The organism is Mucilaginibacter phenanthrenivorans (genome assembly GCF_024721155.1).
Classification (GTDB): domain Bacteria; phylum Bacteroidota; class Bacteroidia; order Sphingobacteriales; family Sphingobacteriaceae; genus Mucilaginibacter; species Mucilaginibacter phenanthrenivorans.
Map to the genome: position 1 here is coordinate 397,943 of NZ_JAHVAP010000006.1, position 17,721 is coordinate 415,663.

General features: G+C 43.1%; 9 protein-coding genes. 5 read left to right on the plus strand and 4 right to left on the minus strand.

Annotated elements, in window-relative coordinates; translation table 11 throughout:
* Positions 1-157: 157 nt before the first annotated feature.
* On the minus strand, positions 158-706 hold the full coding sequence (locus KXD93_RS17220; protein WP_258138535.1) for a sigma-70 family RNA polymerase sigma factor: 549 nt from the start codon (positions 704-706) through the stop codon (positions 158-160).
* A gap of 454 nt (positions 707-1,160) precedes the next feature.
* Between KXD93_RS17220 and KXD93_RS17225 the strand changes: the two genes are divergently transcribed.
* Positions 1,161-1,742 (plus strand): RNA polymerase sigma factor, encoded by a 582-nt coding sequence (locus tag KXD93_RS17225; protein WP_258138536.1) that lies wholly within the window; start codon positions 1,161-1,163, stop codon positions 1,740-1,742.
* A gap of 71 nt (positions 1,743-1,813) precedes the next feature.
* On the opposite strand, the gene KXD93_RS17230 is transcribed toward KXD93_RS17225, so the two are convergent.
* The 3 genes from KXD93_RS17230 to KXD93_RS17240 form a co-directional block, all read right to left on the minus strand.
* Positions 1,814-3,016, minus strand: coding sequence for an aspartyl protease family protein (locus KXD93_RS17230; protein ID WP_258138537.1), 1,203 nt, complete (start codon positions 3,014-3,016; stop codon positions 1,814-1,816).
* 43 nt (positions 3,017-3,059) lie between these two features.
* Positions 3,060-3,863 carry a helix-turn-helix transcriptional regulator gene (locus KXD93_RS17235; RefSeq protein WP_258138538.1) on the minus strand — a complete coding sequence of 268 codons (804 nt, stop codon included), beginning with the start codon at positions 3,861-3,863 and terminating at the stop codon, positions 3,060-3,062.
* 322 nt (positions 3,864-4,185) lie between these two features.
* Positions 4,186-7,170, minus strand: coding sequence for an ABC transporter permease (locus KXD93_RS17240; RefSeq protein ID WP_258138539.1), 2,985 nt, complete (start codon positions 7,168-7,170; stop codon positions 4,186-4,188).
* Positions 7,171-7,921: 751 nt separating this feature from the next.
* Here KXD93_RS17240 and KXD93_RS17245 point away from each other — a divergent pair.
* The 4 genes from KXD93_RS17245 (at position 7,922) to KXD93_RS17260 (ending at position 17,698) form a co-directional block, all read left to right on the plus strand.
* Positions 7,922-9,064, plus strand: a complete 1,143-nt coding sequence (locus KXD93_RS17245) for a FecR family protein (RefSeq protein WP_258138540.1) — start codon at positions 7,922-7,924, stop codon at positions 9,062-9,064.
* A gap of 279 nt (positions 9,065-9,343) precedes the next feature.
* Entirely contained in the window at positions 9,344-12,694 is a 3,351-nt protein-coding gene (locus KXD93_RS17250; protein WP_258138541.1) for a SusC/RagA family TonB-linked outer membrane protein, read from the plus strand.
* A gap of 8 nt (positions 12,695-12,702) precedes the next feature.
* Positions 12,703-14,328 (plus strand): RagB/SusD family nutrient uptake outer membrane protein, encoded by a 1,626-nt coding sequence (locus KXD93_RS17255; protein WP_258138542.1) that lies wholly within the window; start codon positions 12,703-12,705, stop codon positions 14,326-14,328.
* Between the two features lie 85 nt (positions 14,329-14,413).
* Positions 14,414-17,698, plus strand: a complete 3,285-nt coding sequence (locus tag KXD93_RS17260) for a glycosyl hydrolase (protein ID WP_258138543.1) — start codon at positions 14,414-14,416, stop codon at positions 17,696-17,698.
* The last annotated feature ends 23 nt before the right edge of the window (positions 17,699-17,721 follow it).

Consider the following 17,721-nt stretch of genomic DNA (forward strand, 5'->3'; position numbering starts at 1 on the left):
GGTTTTATAAAAAATATTGCAGAATACACCAATACGCTATCAGGCAATTCAAAAAAAGATAAAAAGTAGTTTACAGTGGTTTATTATGTGTTAATACTCCGCAAGGAAGAAAAAGGGGGGATACGCCGGAACTTTTTTTTGAGAATGATAAAATAAATTACATCATTATTTTCAAAGCCACTATTATATAGATAAATACGACGTTGCTAACAGGATGTTGTTCCACATAATGTTTAACATCTTTGACAGCAACAGACAAGTATTCTTTAACGGTATGCTTGGAAATATTTAACTCGCGGGCTGTTTCTTCATAAGATTTACCCTGGATCTTACATAAATCAAATACCCGTTTCTTTTGTGGTGATAGGTTGACCAGGGCTTCTTCAAGTATTTTTATCTTCGCCTCTCTAAAGTAGATATCTTTTTCATCTGCTAACAGCATATCGTTTTCAATATGCTTAAAGGCTAAGGCCTGCTTTAAATTCTTCTTTAATTGTGTTATTGATTTATTATAGCTCACCTGGAAAAGCCAGTTGGCCAATGGCTTTTGTGGGTCGATGGAAAGGCGTTTTTCCCAAAGAGTTACAAATAGATCCTGGAGTATATTTTCTGATTCATCAGCATCTTTTAGAAGCCGGAGAATATTATTGTAAATCGGAGCATGATATTTTTTGTAAAGCTGATCGAACGCTTTTATATTGTCCATTTGCAATAATGCGACAAGCTCGGATTCACTATAATCTTCAATTCTCATTTAATCTGTACGTTCCGCCGAAATTGGGTCTATTTAGCCGGGAGGCTTAAATTAGCATTTGTAAACATAAATAAAAATTTGCAAGCTGAATAGTTTAATAATCAACGTGATATTTTTGTTCGCTATTTTAAATAACACGGATAATTCCAGGCCAGCAAAACCCAAGGCTTTAATTATATATCCCGTTGCTTCCTTTGTTATTATCTGTCTGTAACCAAGACAGTTCATGATAGTTATGCCATTTGCATTATTTAGTTTGGCTGTCAATTATAAATACAAACCTGTTTTTCTTTTAAAAATTTTATTATTTCAAAATCGTGCCGGAGGTAGCCTAAATGCGTCAGCCGTGATTGGTCATAATATTTAGTAGCTGAAGACAAGTGATTATACGCTAAAATGTATTTGAATGGAAATTTATACTAACCTGCCGGACAACGAGCTTATTAAGTTGCTTCAATCGGGGGATCATAGTGCCTTCAAAGAGATCTACGAGCGCTATATCTTTATTTTGTTAAATCATGCCTACAATAAAACACGCAACCGCGAAGAGGCAAAAGACCTTGTACACGAAGTGTTCACCCATTTATGGGCAAAGCACGATGCAATTGATCCGGCTATTAACTTATCGGGCTATCTATATACGTGCGTGCGAAATGCATTCTTAAACCAGGTCGCAAAAAAGGAGGTGCAATCGAGGTATTTATTGTCACTGGAACAATTCGCAGCACAGGGACCGGTTATAGCAGATCACCGGATCAGGGAACGCCAGCTAATGGATCTGATCCATCACGAAATAGAAAGCCTCTCGCCCAAAATGCGCGAAGTTTTTAAATTGAGCCGAAGGGAATACCTGTCGCACAGGGAAATTGCTGAAAGATTGGACATCTCCGAGCAAACAGTCAGCAAACACGTAACAAATGCGCTTAAAATATTACACGTTAAATTAGGCGCCTTTATTTACCTGGCGTGGTTTTATATTATTTTTTAAAGCAGTTTAATATCGCTATCGCCTGTTTCTCTCCGAAATCTAAAAAGAGTTGCAACTTAGTTTTTCCGATATTACTTATACGGTGATTTAATTATACCATTTGGCTTTAAATAGATCATATTATTTTGATAATCGATGATGGTATTAAATCTCTTTAAAAGATCCATACCCAAAACACCTGTACCGGGATCATGTTCAGCCGGGCTTTCCAAATAAATCGGGACCTGTTTTAATTCATAATTGCCAAAAACAAATCCGGGAAGTAACACGCGCGTAGTTTTGATCGCCTGCGCCCCAGCCCCTGTCATTTGTGATTCCCCGGTTATTTTAAACGCACCATAAAGTTTGTTTTTGAATAAAAATCCCTGGTTCAGGAAAAGACAACCGGTAGCACCCATATCAAACATAAAGTCTGCTTTATATTTTTTATCATTATTAATCAATGTACCTGGCAGAAACGGAACTTCACCACCCTGGAGTTGCATCGAAAATTTAACATATCCCTTATCGATCTTAAATGAGGAATCATGGATAATCATTAGTTTTTTGTCATAATTGAATTCGATTATCTTGTCTTCAAATACATCATAACCCAGCGTTCCGTCTCCTTCACCTATTTGCTTGCCGATAGACATTACCTGTTCATCCTTCCATTTTAATTTGCAAATGGCTAAGTCATTTAAATTACTGGTCTTCCTTATTTCCGTTCCTCCCGTTGCGCGGTTTGCAATCGACCCGTCAAATTTTAATTTCACTCCTTTTTGATAAGCGGAAGGGAAAAGGACGATATTATCTGCACCTGTGTCAAAAAAGAGTTTGATCGTTTCAGAATCATTCACTTTTGCAGCAACATAAATCCGGTTATCGTTCCCCAGCGTAAATGGGATCGTATCCTTTGAAATTATGCAGTCATGGCACTCCTTAAAATAGCTGGTTCGGATGGTTGATATTTGCGTGTAACAGGTATCCTTATTATTGAGCAGGATAATAAAATCATAAGTATTGCGGGGACTCACACGAAAGGAAATAGAGTCGACATCTGAATAGAATGTTATTGTGGTTGTCTTTTTAAACCTGTGTGCAAAATAAACATCCTTTTTTACCTCCGGCGACACTCCCCAGTAACCTTTATAAAAGTTGTGCCCTTCACGTACATCCAGTGTTTTTGTATTGGTTTTGAGGATAGGCAGGTTTCCCTGCGCCCAGGTGCTGTGAATGAACAGTATTCCTATGATAAAAATGCCGACAACCCGCTTGATTTGAATGAACTTCATACAGCAAAGAAACGATGTTCATTTGACGAAAAATAGAATGGATTTAGTGTTGCATCGCTTTTAGCTGTTTGGGGTTCCACCCGGTCAGTTCCCTGCAAGTCCGGGTAAAATGGCTCTGGTCAGCGAAACCACAATCGTGGGCAATTGCAGTTAAGGAAAGGTCCCGGTATTTTAATAATTCAAGCGCCTTTTCCATTTTTATTTTTCTGCGGAACTCACCCATAGTACAGCCAAAATATTGGGGGAAATAACCGGACAGGTTAACAGGGTGCAGGTTCGCGATGATGGCAAGTTCGTTGAGCGTCAGATTTTCATTCCATTTGTCGTACAGCGCTTCCCTAACCTTCAATACCCATGCAGGGGAATCTTGCCGGCGGTCGGATTTGCCTGTAAATTGCAGTAAATGCAATAAGGAGGCCTCGATACTTAACAAAGATTCGGAATCATTGGTTACCAATTCCTTATAGATATTAAGCATCAGGAAACGGGCGTCGGCGGAACTGCCCTTTTCTAATGCAGCAGCATGGGTGTGCAACTCATGCGCTTTCATAAACCCGTCGGCAATCTCCACGTTAACATGGCAGGAACCAGAAAGCATCCGGGTGCTTTGATGAGGTTCTCCGGCGTCATGACAGGTTACAGTGCCAGGAGTGCGCTCAACCTCGCCCCCATTTCTTTTTTCAAGGTTGCCCCCATTTATTACCAGGCTCAAAATAAAGGCTTCGTGATAGTGCAAATTTTCAGCGTAGGGAACATTCGGGTAAGTAGTTATGCCCGCCGAAAAACCACCTGCTTCTTTGGAGTGGTTTAACTGGCCTAAATAATGGGTGCTTTGTAAAGCAAGCATAACTTTTTTAATAATATTAAACCAAATTTACAAACTCCTGGCATATACTCCTGTACAATATATGCCAAACTGTTGTGCTATTAAGTTGCGTGTTATTTTATCTTAAACACACAACTTTAAACGATGTAAAAAAGCGAGTTTAAAAAGTGTTATTTACTTCCATAATATAATTTTCCTCTTTTAGTGGCACACTTCTTCATTAATGATGGCGCATGTCAGCACTAAACTCATTTGGTGCCATCGCCAACTGCTTTTAGGCTGCCCAAAACTTAAAAGGAGCAGCCCACATGCAACCAGCAATTATGGAAAAACCTGATCTATACTATTCCGATCGCAAACTTTTCACCGGGTTTGCCAGTGCGGCTTTGATTGACTGGAAGCTTACCGTTATCAGTGCAATCAAAATAGCACCAAGCCCTGCTATTGCAAACATCCACCAACTGATGGTGACCCTGTAGGCAAAATTCTGGAGCCATTTGTACATGGCCCACCACGCAACAGGCGATGCAATTAAAATAGCCAGCAGCACCAGCTTTATAAAATCAACCGATAACAAGGTGGTAATACCCTGCACACTGGCACCTAAGACCTTGCGGATGCCGATCTCTTTGCTTCGCTGCTCGGCCATAAAAGCCGAGAGCGCGAATAAACCCAGGCAGGCGATAATAATAGCCAGTACGGCAAAACTGGTAAATATTTTACCCGTGCGCGTTACATCGGCATACATATTGGCAAACTCTTCATCCAGGAAGGTGTAGCGTATGGGTTGGTTGGGCGAATATTTTTTCCATAACGCGCTGACAATGGCAATCGCATTTTGTACTTCTCCACCGCGAAGTTTTACGGTCATAATAGCAGTACTCAACCCAAAATGCAGCACCAGGGGGCTCATTTCCCCACGCATCGACTCAAAATTAAAATCCTGTACCACACCGATAACCGTATAGATACCATCATCGTAAATGCGTGCGCCTACCGGATTTTTTAACCCCAATTTTTTAATCATGTTTTCATTGATGATAATGGACCTTCCGGCAGTATCATCGGCCATCCCATAGGAGAAATTTCTTCCTTCAATTAACTTAATGCCTAATGTCGCGAGGTAAGTATCATCTACCTGCCAAATCTGCCCCAAAACAGGAGGATCAATTTTTTCACGCCCTTCTTTAAAAAAAGCATTTCCGTTACGCGCGGTGCCGTTTATCGGCAGGTAATCACTTATGGAGGCGCTTTTAACAGCAGCTATTTTACCTAGTTCTGCTTTAAAATTCTTTATGTTCTGATTGCCCAGTGTATTGGTGCCTTGTAATACCATAACCTGGTCTTTGTCAAAACCGACCTTACGGTTCAATATAAAATGCATTTGGTTATAGATAACAACCGTACTGATGATCAGAATAATGGAAGCCGCGAACTGGAACACGACCAACCCATTGCGTAGCACAGGGCTTTTGCTGCCGGTACTGATTGTCCCTTTTAATACCTGGCCCGGACTGAAGCCTGAAAGATAAAAGGCAGGATATAAACCCGCTAATGTACCAACAACGAGGGTAGAAAGCAGGATAACCGGAACGAACCACCATTCCAGCCACGGCATAGTCAGTGATTTTGCCGCGATGCTGTTGAAATAAGGCAATAACAGCCACGCTACCATAATGCCCAGGATAAAAGAGATGAAACTGTAGATGAGCGATTCTGTAAGGAACTGTGCGATAAGGCTGCTGCGGTACGAGCCTACAACTTTGCGCAAGCCCACTTCTTTAGCGCGACCAGCCGACTTAGCGGTGGAAAGATTGATAAAATTAATGCAGGCAATGACCAGGATAAATAAGGCGATAGCGCCGAAAAGCCAGACAAAACGGATATCGCCATTGGTTAACCCGTCTGAAAATTCGGCCGAATGTAAGTTGATATCGGGCACCGCTTGCAGGTAAACATGGAACTTCGCAGCTTCTGTTTTGGGGTCTTGCGCACCTCCTTTGCTGGCTTCAGGCATCCAGTAATTTTTTCGCAGGCCGGTATTGAGCTTTTCTTCAAATGCTGCTACATTGGTGCCGGCTTTCAGTTTAATGTACTGGATATAGTTAAACCAGCGCCAGCTATTTTGCTCGCCGGCCCCAAATTCCATACCGGAGAGCGTGATAAAAAAGTGGAACGGGTTCAGATGCGAATTTGCAGGAATATCGGCCATGACGCCACCTATCCGGTATGGATGCGACTGGTCATTGTCAATATACATGACCCGGCCAACTGGGTTTTGTCCACGATAATACTTGTCGGCCATCGTTTTAGAGATCACCATGGTTTGCGGCTCTTTTAAAGCTGTAGCACCATCACCGTAAACCATGGGAAGCTTAAAAGCGCTAAAAAATGACTGATCAATATAGATAATACCTCGCTCATAAGTATTTTGCCGCTGATCGGCTCTGCGCAATTCGGCATGGCCAAGGTACGAGTTAACAAGCCGCATACGCCCGGCAAATTCAACTTCAGGAAAGTCTTGCTGTATAGCTTTTGACATGGGTGCGGGCCATGCCAGCCCACGGCTCATTTCGCCGTCGCCCACAACACGGAAAATACGGTCGGCACCCGGATAAAACCGATCGAAAGTCATTTCGTTATGAATATACAACCCAATGAGTAAACAGGCAGCGATCCCCAGGGCAAAGCCCCCGATCTTTACGGTTGCATACATTTTTTGTCTGAGTAACTGGCGATATGCGATCTTTAGATAATTCCTGATCATAAATTTGCGTTTTGGTGTTTCTGAACGCAATATTACCGGCCTCATGGCCGCGCGGGGTGCCAACTTATCAATTGGTACTTCTTTTTTATACTCCAACGGTGTTTTGCCGGTGATCTCCCTGAAAACACGATTAAAGGTTGTTTTAGAATTAAAGCCTGATTCGTAGGCGATACCTAATAAGGTGAGGTGATCATACGCCGGGTCCCGCATTTTCCGGGAAACTTCTCGTACCCGAAATTCGTTAATAAAATCACTAAAGTTCTTATCCAATCCGGTATTAATTATTCTGGACAGCTCATGCGGATGGATGCCCAGTTTTACTGCCAGTGAAGACAGTGTAAGTTCGGCATCCTCGTAAAGCCGATTAACCACCACAGCTTCTTTCAGTCTGCGACTTTTCTCTCGCGCGTCTGATTTGTCTGATACAGTTAGCTGCAGCCGGATGTCTTTATGCGGGTTCAGTACCATTTCGGCCGATATTCTTAGGAGTACAAAGGCAACTCCAAACAGGAAGGCATCATTCAGTATAGCGAAAATGCAGAACAACCCGATCAGAATCATTACTCTTTCTAATTGACGAAAAGCAAAACGAGGCTTATCCATTAATATCGGTGTAAGCCGACTATAAAAGTTATGTATCAGGCGGCGCGAAAAATACAGATAGATAACTATTAATGTTAAAACTAACCAGGCCGGCATCCAATACGCGGCTACCATCGGACAAAAAAGCAGGATATCTCTGCGATCAAATTGCCGGTCAGGCCTTGTTAACTGGCGCACATAAAAATATAATAAGGGACCTAAAGCCGGTAGAAAGAATGCGAAGACACTGCTGACTTTAAGTACGGACGCCATTAAGGCTAAACTTAAAAATAGATTCCCTTTTTGACTGGTGTTTTTGATCAGTATTAATAGTACTGCAAGCGTCAACCCGGTAAACAAAGTTGCCAGGGAAAGCAGATCGTATAAGCTAATATGAAGTATAAGAGGTTTCAAAGTACTTGTTATGCTCAATCATTATTCCAATCATGCAAATTACTGATATATTGCAAATTAGCATTAAAGTATAATGGGGATTGTAATAAAAACGTTCAACAGGCTGTTCGCTTTTGATTTGAGCCGATGCTGACCATAATGAAATTTAAGTAAGCGTATGATTACAAGTGAAAAAGTATGCCATTATAAGTGAAGATAATCTGCCACGATAAGAGGAAAATCACAACAACAATCAAAATATTTCATTTTCTTTTACCTGTTGCGTCTTAGCAGCTTGTCTTACTAATAATTAAGGGAAATAATAACCTTAAATATTATGCAAGAAGAACAGCTTAAAGAAATACTGCACAAATATCAAACCGGCACTGCTACCGACGAGGAAATTGCATTCCTTGAAAGCTGGTACCTGCAACATAACGAAGATAAAAAACCAGCTGTCTCGCTTGAAGAGCGACTGGAAGATGCAGAAGCTATCTGGAACAAGCTTCATCCTGCCGAAAAGCGTCCCGGTATTAAGTCTGTTTGGCCATGGCTTGGCGCCGTTGCCTGTCTTTTATTGTTTTTCTACCTGGGTAAACTCTATATCACAAATACCCGCCAAAAGGAACACCAATTAACTAAAAACCATCCTAATAAAATAGTGCCGGGTAGTAACAAGGCCATCCTTACACTGGCAAATGGCAAACAGGTAATTTTAACCAATGCCGGAAGTGGAAAATTTGGCAATCAAGGGAACACGGCAATCAGCAAAACTGCAAACGGACAATTGGTTTATACCGTTTACCCCACAACCACCTCTTCTGCTTCAAAGGAATTGGTTTATAATACGGTAACTACTCCAATGGGGGGCCAATATTGGGTAGTCCTTTCTGATGGTACCCGGGTGTTTTTAAACGCCGGTTCATCACTACGCTATCCTGCGTCATTTATCGGGAACGAAAGGAAAGTTGAGCTAAAGGGCGAAGCTTACTTTGAAGTTGTGCATAACAATGCAGCGCCATTCAGGATAGTAACCGGCAGCCAGGTTATTGAAGATATCGGCACAAAGTTTAATATTAATGCTTATGACGATGAGCCTGTTATGAAAACTACGTTACTGGAAGGCGCAGTTAAGGTTTCGGTTGATGATCAGCATGTGACGCTTAAGCCTGGGCAACAGGCGCAGGTTAGGAATGCAGACAGGCAACAGGCTATAAAAGTGATCCGCCATGCAAACCTCGACGAGGCCATGGCCTGGAAAAACGGATTGTTTGAATTTGATAACGCTGATATAAAACAGGTGATGAATAATACCTCCCGCTGGTATGATTTTAAGGTCATCTACGAAAACAAGGTGCCGGATTTGAAGATCTCAGGTCGCATCTCGCGCAATGTTAACTTTTCGGGCCTCATAGACCTGTTAAAATTTGAGGGTGTCAAATTCAGGATAGCGGGAAGAAATGTAACGATAATAAATTAAGAAAAGCGAACTCATGAGAAGGTTTACTTAATAACAGCCAATTAATCAATTATTAACCTATTAAAATTTAGCATGAAAAAAAAGATACCTCGAAACTCCTAAAAAAGCAGGGATCCATGATGTAAAGCTATACGAAAGGGTAATTTATATTACGCCGCAAGGATAGCGCACATAAAAATGCCGGCAAGTGTTTCACCCACTAACCGGCTGTTATCTGGGTCCCAATCAATCAGAACTGACGAATTGAACTTAAGCGTTTAACCCAAACTTAACGAAAGTATGAAATTTAAATTAAAGCCGGTGGCTATATGGCCCGGCATGTCCAAAATATTTTTGGCTATGAAGCTAATTGCCGTTCTCCTATTTATTGCATTGTCGCAGGCGCACGCCGATAGCTATGCGCAAACTATATCGATTCACGAGAACAATGTTCCCGTTGAAAAAATCCTGCTGAAAATTGAAAAGCAAACTGCCTATCATTTTATATACGATAGCAAGCTTGAAATTCTTAAAACCAAATCGGTAAGCATCGATGCAGATAATGCCACTATAACCAGCGTGCTTGACAAATGTCTTGGTGGATTACCTGTAAGTTATACTATTATACAGCAAACCATCGCCCTTAAAAGCAACGATGCCGCAAATACAGCAGTGATAGTTCAGGCATTAAAAGTAAGCGGACAGGTTACCGACGAAAAAGGTATCCCGCTTCCGGGCGTTACCGTAAAGTTAAAAGGATCGGCGCTGGCTGTTCCTAGTGATGTGTCCGGAAACTATTCCATCACAATTCCTGACCCCAACGGAACACTGGTTTTTAGCTTTGTGAGCTACGAAACCCAGGAAATTAAAGTTAATGGCAACTCAACCATAAACGTTCAGCTTAAACCGGGCAACAATAAATTAAATGAAGTGGTTGTGGTAGGATACGGAACACAATCAAAAGCAAAAGTATCCGGCGCAATAACAACGGTTGTAGCAAAGGAAGTTGCATTAAGCCCGTCGCCAAATTTAGGCGCTGGATTAGCAGGCCGGATTCCCGGTGTTGTAATTAATGACCGGGGCGGCGAACCGGGAAATGACGGGGTGTCGGTTTACATCCGTGGTATAAGTACGAGCGGGAGTGCATCTCCGTTAATTGTAATAGATGGAATAGTGCGCGATTACGGAGCAATGAATTATATCCCTCCGGCAGATGTAGAATCCATTACCGTATTAAAGGATGCTTCCGCAGCAATTTACGGGTCGCGGGCGGCTAACGGCGTTATTTTGATTACCACTAAGCACGGTAAATTAGGAAAAGCAGCAATCAATGCAACTTACAACCAGGCATGGATGCAGCCGCAGCGAATCCCCGAGTCTGCCAATGCCTCACTTTATGCATCGATGGTTAATCTTGAAAACGAACTTAGAGGACTTCCGGATACCTACTCTGCTAATGATCTTGCACTCTATCAAAATGGCAGTGATCCCTTAAATCATCCAAATACCAGCTGGCAGAAACTGACATTAGCGAATTGGCAACACCAGGAGCGTGCAGATGTTGATGCTACCGGGGGCACTGAGGGTGTAAAATATTACTTTGGTGCCGGATATCTTCACGACGGGACTCCTTTTGTAAATGGTTTTACTTACGATAAGCAATACCATTTTATATCAAACATCGATGCACAGATCAGTAAGGACCTGAAGGTATCTCTTAATTTGTCAGGCAGGGTTAGGAACAATGTTTCAAGCCTGATGGATTGGGCCCACGTCTTTTTAGGATTACCCGTGCTAAACGGCATTTACCCTAATGGGCTGATCGGGCCGGGCCGTACCGGGAATAATGCTGTATTGATGGCAAGTAACCCCAACTACGGTTTCTATCAGCAAAATGCAGGCAATTTTACCAGCACGGCTTCTGTGGAATACAAAATCCCCGGTGTTGATGGATTGGTAGTATCCGGCAACTTTGCTTACGATTATGATAATAATTACAACAAAACCTGGAAGGGTGTGACTTATTATTACATACTAGATCCGGCAACCGGTCAATATAATAAGATGCAGAATTCAAATACTGCGTCGCCCAATTTATTGGCAACCTTCCCCGCCGGCAACTCTGTTACATCTAATATAAAGCTTGGATATACTCATACGTTTGCCAGCGTGCATGCGATAGATGCATTTATTGGCTATGAACAAAATACCACTTCAAGCACCTTCATAAGCGCCGGCCGTAATAATTATGCCAGTGGTACTATACAGGAGATCTTTGCCGGGGATTCAAATACCGCTAACCAGTCAAACAATGGAAGGTCATCCAGGACCGGTCGCGAAAATTTGTTTGGCCGTGCATTGTATACTTATAATGATAAATACAATGTACAGTTTCAATTCAGGTATGATGGTTCCGATAATTTTGCACCCGGCAAGCGGTATGGCTTTTTCCCGGGCGTTTCAGGTAACTGGATAGCCTCCAAAGAAAGCTTTTTAAAAGATGTTAAATGGATAGATAATTTGAAGCTCAGGGCATCGTGGGGCGAATTAGGCAACGATAATGTAGGCGCTTACCAATATTTAACATCTTATCAATATGGAAGTAATTATCCTTTTAACAGCACTACAAACCAGGGTTTGGTGCAGGCCAATGCACCGAATCCGAATATTACCTGGGAGGTAGCTAAAACAACCGACATAGGTATAGATAGCAGATTTTTTAACGGCGCTTTGACGGCAACTATTGATGTATTCAGAACCAATCGCAGTAACATACTTGCACCCAGGAATGCCTCTGTACCGGCTTACACCGGCTTGACCCTGCCTTTCGAAAACATCGGCAGGATAAAAAACCAGGGTATAGAGCTTGATCTGTCAACAAGCGGTCACGTTGGCGGTTTTACTTATACCATTGAGGGAAATTTCACTTATGCCAAAAATACTGTACTGTTCCAGGATGAAACACCAGGTACACCATCTTACCAACGTGCTACCGGCGCTTCATTAGGGACTGTTGTGTTATATGAAACCAACGGCATTTATAAAAGCCAGGACCAAATAAACAGCACGCCGCATTTGGCAGGTGTTGTGCCCGGCGACTTGATATATGTGGATACCAATCATGACGGCGTTGTCAATAGCCTGGATCAAGTAAGACAAAAATATGGCCCGACACCTAATATTGTGTATGGCACAAACTTTACGTTTGGTTACAAGAATTTTGAGTTAAATCTTGGATTCCAGGGGCAAGGCCAGGCTTATGGCGAAAAATACAGCGTGTTACCATTCGATCCCGTTGGTTGGGGTGACTTCCCTTCCGCAATGGCAAAAAATGCCTGGTCGCCATCTAATCCAAACGGCACTAATCCGGCTCCGGGCCAAAACTTTACCAATGGAACAACAAACACAACCTGGCGCTATGCCAGCATGGCGTTCTTAAAATTAAAAACGGCTGAATTTAGCTACACTTTCGATAGCAAATCGCTAAATAAAATCGGAGTGAAGGGGGCAAAGGTTTTCCTTAATGGAACCAATTTATTTTTTATTCACGATAATTTTAAGGACATCAACCTTGATCCTGAACAAACTAACTGGGGTTGGGGAATGGATCAGCTGAGAGTAATTAACCTAGGTATAAACTTTACATTATAATAGTAAACATGAAATTTAAATATATAGCATTGATGCTTAGCCTTTTGCTGTTAGGGTCGTGCAAAAAAAACATATTAGATATTACGCCGACCGACAGGATCTCCGAATCAAGTGTATGGACGGACGCTACATTACCGCAATTATTTATCAATGCGCAATACAATTATCTCCAGGATGGTTTTGGCTTTAACAGTAGCGACAACATTCAAAACTACGGTGATGAAGCCTATAATACGAATGCGCCGACACCGTACCCAACCACAATAGCGAATGCTGCGCTTACACCGGATAACGTTAACTCCTTATCCACTTATTTTTACTATTGGAACAATGGTTATGCTGCGATCAGGAATTTTAACATCTTTTTTCAAAAAATTGATGCAGTGCCCACCGATGCGGCTACAAAAGCAAAAATGATTGCAGAAGTCAAGTTTCTGCGGGCCTTTGTGTATGCCAAACTGATATGGAATTATGGCGGCGTGCCTATAATTGATAAAGCCTACACAATAAGCGAAACTCTTACCGGTGTAAAGCGCAATACTTACGACGAATGTATAGCTTATATTTTAAGTGATTTAAACGCAGCTATCGCCGGATTACCAGGGCAGCAAACCGGTTCCAATCTTGGGAGAGCTTCAGCCGATGCAGCAAGGGCATTAAAGGCACGGGTGTTGCTGTATTATGCAAGCCCCCTAAATAATCCATCCAACGATCAAAAAAGATGGCAGGATGCTTCAGATGCGGCTTTAGATTTAATTAATACAAATCGCTATTCCCTGGCTACAGATTTTCACGGTTTATTTATCGGCGGAGCCGGAGCCAATAACGAGATCATTTTTGCCAAATATTTTTCGACAGCAACTTACCAAAATATTGGTTTTTACAGCGGGCCTCAAGGCGATGGCGGATACTCTACCCGCACGCCAACACAGACCCTGGTTGATGCTTATGAAATGACGAACGGAGTAATCCCGGTAATCGACGGAGTTGTAAACCCCGACCCGGCAAATACTTATAATCCAAATAATCCTTACGCTAACCGTGATCCCCGCTTTTATGCCTCAATTTTGTATAACGGCGCACCTTTTAAAAGCAGGACTTATGAGCCGTACAAAGGGGGAACTGATTTTATCGGACAAGATGCTACACCTACCGGATATGGATTGTATAAGTTTATAGACCAAAGTTTACCTGTTTCGGCAACAACTCCTTATACAAATCCCTGGATCCACTTTCGTTTGGCAGAGATTTACCTCATTTATGCAGAGGCCCAATTTAACTTAGGAAATGAAAATAATGCAAGGCTGTATGTGAACAAAATTAGGGCCCGCGCAGGCATGCCGGCCATAACTGAAACCGGGACCGCGTTATTTAACAGGATGGTTCATGAACGACAGGTGGAATTAGCATTTGAAGGCCACAGGTATTATGATACCCGCAGGCTAAAAATTGCGCCTACAACAGATACCAAACCAGTTCAGGGAGTGATCATTACCAATAACGGCGGCACTTTTACTTATAACCGGGTCAACCTGCTTACACGCGTTTGGAATGATAAACTATATTACTTACCCATTGCAACCCAGGAAATCCGGTCGAGTGGCGGTAGTTTAAGTCAAACTACAGGATATTAGATTAATCTGTCTTAATTTTACCCATCAGTCGGCATCATTTGATTTCCGCTGGTGGGTTACAATAAATATTTTATTACCTAAAAAGATGTCATTAAAAATACCCACCTTTTGTTACCCGGCTGCTATTTTATTTTTGATATTAATAAACAGTGGTGTATTGGTGGCCCAGGTGGCCCCCGTAACTCCATCGGGAAAAAGCCTCAACCAGGTTTTCGGAAGCCGGGATAAAACGGCCTTTATGGCTCCTGAAAAGGTTTATTACCCGGAAAGCTGGTTCCATTTTATTGGCGGCAATGTTTCAAAAAAAGGCATCACTGCCGATCTGGAAGCTATTGCAGGTGCGGGCACCTCGGGCATAACGCTTTTTCACGGGCAATTTGGCGGGAGGTGGCCCGGTGTGGATACGCCTATTACCTGCCTGAGCCCGCTATGGGAAGATGCCGTTAAACATACAGCGCTTGAATGCCAGCGTTTAGGATTAAAGTTTTCCATGGAAAATTGCCCCGGCTGGGCTATGGCCGGCGGCCCCTGGATCAAGCCTTCGCAAGCGATGCGCCAGTTGGTTTGGTCGCGTACAGATATACGCGGCGGCAAGGGCAAAATAAAGATGCCGTTGGCAATGCCGCAGCCAAGCAGCGAGCCATGGCGCGATTATAACAGTATTGCCGTACTGGCATTCCCACGGCCCCTGGGCGATAACGGGGATACGCTGAAAGGTGTCTCGGTTAAAAGTGAAAATACTTTATGGGAGGGCTTGTTAACGGGGAAAACTAAAAAGTCGGTATCCGTTAAAGCGGCAACCGCCGGTAAACCGAACTGGTTTGAAATTACATTTGCTGACGCAACGGTGATCAGGACGGTTCAACTGCCAAGTATAAATAGTTTAAATACCACATGGGCATACGAGCCGGCAGTTAAGGTAAAGGTTGACGCTATTCTTCCTGACGGCCGGTTAGAAGAAATCATCAACACAGACCTGCCGCAAAGCAACTGGCAGGATGATGTACCCCTTACGTTAGCCTGTTCAAAGGACATCCGGGCCAAAAAATTCAGAGTTTCATTTATTAATAAACATGATATCAACGTTGCATTTTGTCGCTTTTTTTCTGCGGCGCGCCAAAACAACTGGGAAACTGAAGCGGCCTGGGTATTAAGAAGCGTAGGTAAAAGCGATGGAAAATATGACCAGGATAAGAAAGCTTATATCGATCCTGCGCAAATACGGGATCTCACCGCCTTTGTAAACGCAGCGGGCGTGCTGGAATGGAACGCGCCTCCCGGTGATTGGACCATCCTGCGTATAGGGCATGTAAACGCGGGCAAGAAAAATGGCCCCGCTCCGCCTGAAGGGACAGGGTGGGAATGTGACAAACTCTCGCAAAACGGGGCAAACGCTCATTTCGCCGGGTATATTGGTCGCCTTTCAGGGAGTGACGGGCCGTTAAAAAACGGTTTGCTTACCAGTATGACCATGGATAGCTGGGAGTGCGGTTCACAAACCTGGACAAGTAATATGGAAGCCGATTTTCAACAAGGGGCGGGTTATCAGCTCAGGAAATGGATGCCCGCATTGATGGGTTATGTTTTAAAGGACCAGGAAACAACGTTCCGGTTTTTGCACGACTGGAAATCTGTTATCAACGGTTTGTATACCAATAATTTTTTCGGGCGGATGTCGGCCCTGGCTAAGCAAAACAACCTGGCGGTTACCTATGAAACCGCCGCAGGTGATGTGTTCCCTGCGGATATTATGGAGTATTATAAATTTGCCGATGTACCAATGTGTGAATTCTGGCAGCCAATGACAGATGGATTTGTTGGCTCACTGAATTTTAAACCCATAAAACCCTGTGCCTCTGCTTCCCGGCTTTATGGTAAAAACCGGGTCGCTGCGGAATCATTTACCAATATTAGCCTTTCATGGGACGAGCAATGGGAAATGCTTAAGGAGATTGCGAACATCAATATGATAGAAGGTGTAACGCACCTGGTATATCATACCTATACGCATAACCCGCAAACTAATTTCCTGCCTCCCGGAACGTCATTCGGCGCATTTATCGGAACCCCTTTCCTCAGGGGCGAAACATGGTGGAGGCACATGCCTTCCCTCAACGCTTATTTTGCACGATGCAGCTACCTGCTTGAGCGCGGTAAACCGGTATCTGACGTGTTATGGTACCTGGGTGATGAGATCGACCATAAACCGGATCAAAATGCGCCCTTCCCCACAGGTTTTAAATACGATTATTGTAATCCTGACGTTTTGCTTAACAGGCTCAGCGTTAAAAATGGTCTGCTTACTACCCCGGAAGGGATTACTTATAAAGTGTTATGGTTGCCAAAAACCACGCACATGTTGCCCAAAACACTTGAAAAGATCAGCAAATTGATAAATGAAGGAGCTGTTGTTATTGGGGATGCACCGAAAGAAATAGGAACTTTAAGCGGGGGCAATACCGCGCAGGTCCGTTTTAACGCGGCAGTAAAAAATATCTGGGGAAATAGCCGATCGGCAGGCATTCACGTGATTGGAAAAGGCAAGATCATTGCTGGTTTATCATTACAGGCAGCATTAAATGATTTAAAAATAACACCCGATGTGAGCGGCGATACCGCCCTTTGGTTACACAGGAAAGTACAGGGTGCCGATTGGTATTTCGTGACCGCGCCGAAAGGCAAGGCATTTAAAGGCACTCTGAACTTCAGGACAAATGGCAGCGTCGAATTATGGGATGCCATTACAGGCGCTGTTAAACCGGTGATGAGTAAAGAAAAAGACGGCCGTTCATCGGTGGAAATTGATTTGCCCCAGGCAGGCTCATGTTTTGTGGTTTTTCATCACAATGAAAAAACGTCGGATCCCGTAATTACTAAAGTAATCTCCACCACACCGCTTAATAGTAACTGGACGCTTGCCTTTCCCGATGGTTGGGGCGCACCGCAGTCGGTTAAGGTTGATGAACTAAAAGCTTGGAAGGACCTTGACATCACGAATGAAGGCAAAGCATTTTCAGGCACTGCAACTTATACAACCACATTTGATGCCGGCAACCCGGGAGCCGCCAATAGCTTTATCCTTAATTTGGGTAAAGTTGCCATGATAGCAAAAGTTACTGTAAATGGTAAGGATATGGGCACGGTTTGGGCAAACCCTTACCAGGTGGATATTACCAAAGGAATTACACCGGGCAAAAACACCATACAGGTGGAAGTTACCAGTACCTGGTTTAACAGGTTGGCTTATGATGCCGCACAGCCAGAAGAAAAACGAAAAACATGGACGATAAGCGGACCGCCGAAGGATTCAAAGTTGAGAGTCAGCGGATTGCTTGGACCAGTAACTGTTTTGACTGAAAAACAGAATTAATTTTACCGGCATGCTGATAAATG

Excerpts from the sequence above, each read along its gene's own strand:
- KXD93_RS17220 (WP_258138535.1), bottom strand. The coding sequence starts at position 706 with ATGGACAATATAAAAGCGTTCGATCAGCTTTACAAAAAATATCATGCT.
- KXD93_RS17225 (WP_258138536.1), top strand. The coding sequence starts at position 1,161 with ATGGAAATTTATACTAACCTGCCGGACAACGAGCTTATTAAGTTGCTT.
- KXD93_RS17230 (WP_258138537.1), bottom strand. The coding sequence starts at position 3,016 with ATGAAGTTCATTCAAATCAAGCGGGTTGTCGGCATTTTTATCATAGGA.
- KXD93_RS17235 (WP_258138538.1), bottom strand. The coding sequence starts at position 3,863 with ATGCTTGCTTTACAAAGCACCCATTATTTAGGCCAGTTAAACCACTCC.
- KXD93_RS17240 (WP_258138539.1), bottom strand. The coding sequence starts at position 7,170 with ATGATTCTGATCGGGTTGTTCTGCATTTTCGCTATACTGAATGATGCC.
- KXD93_RS17245 (WP_258138540.1), top strand. The coding sequence starts at position 7,922 with ATGCAAGAAGAACAGCTTAAAGAAATACTGCACAAATATCAAACCGGC.
- KXD93_RS17250 (WP_258138541.1), top strand. The coding sequence starts at position 9,344 with ATGAAATTTAAATTAAAGCCGGTGGCTATATGGCCCGGCATGTCCAAA.
- KXD93_RS17255 (WP_258138542.1), top strand. The coding sequence starts at position 12,703 with ATGAAATTTAAATATATAGCATTGATGCTTAGCCTTTTGCTGTTAGGG.
- KXD93_RS17260 (WP_258138543.1), top strand. The coding sequence starts at position 14,414 with ATGTCATTAAAAATACCCACCTTTTGTTACCCGGCTGCTATTTTATTT.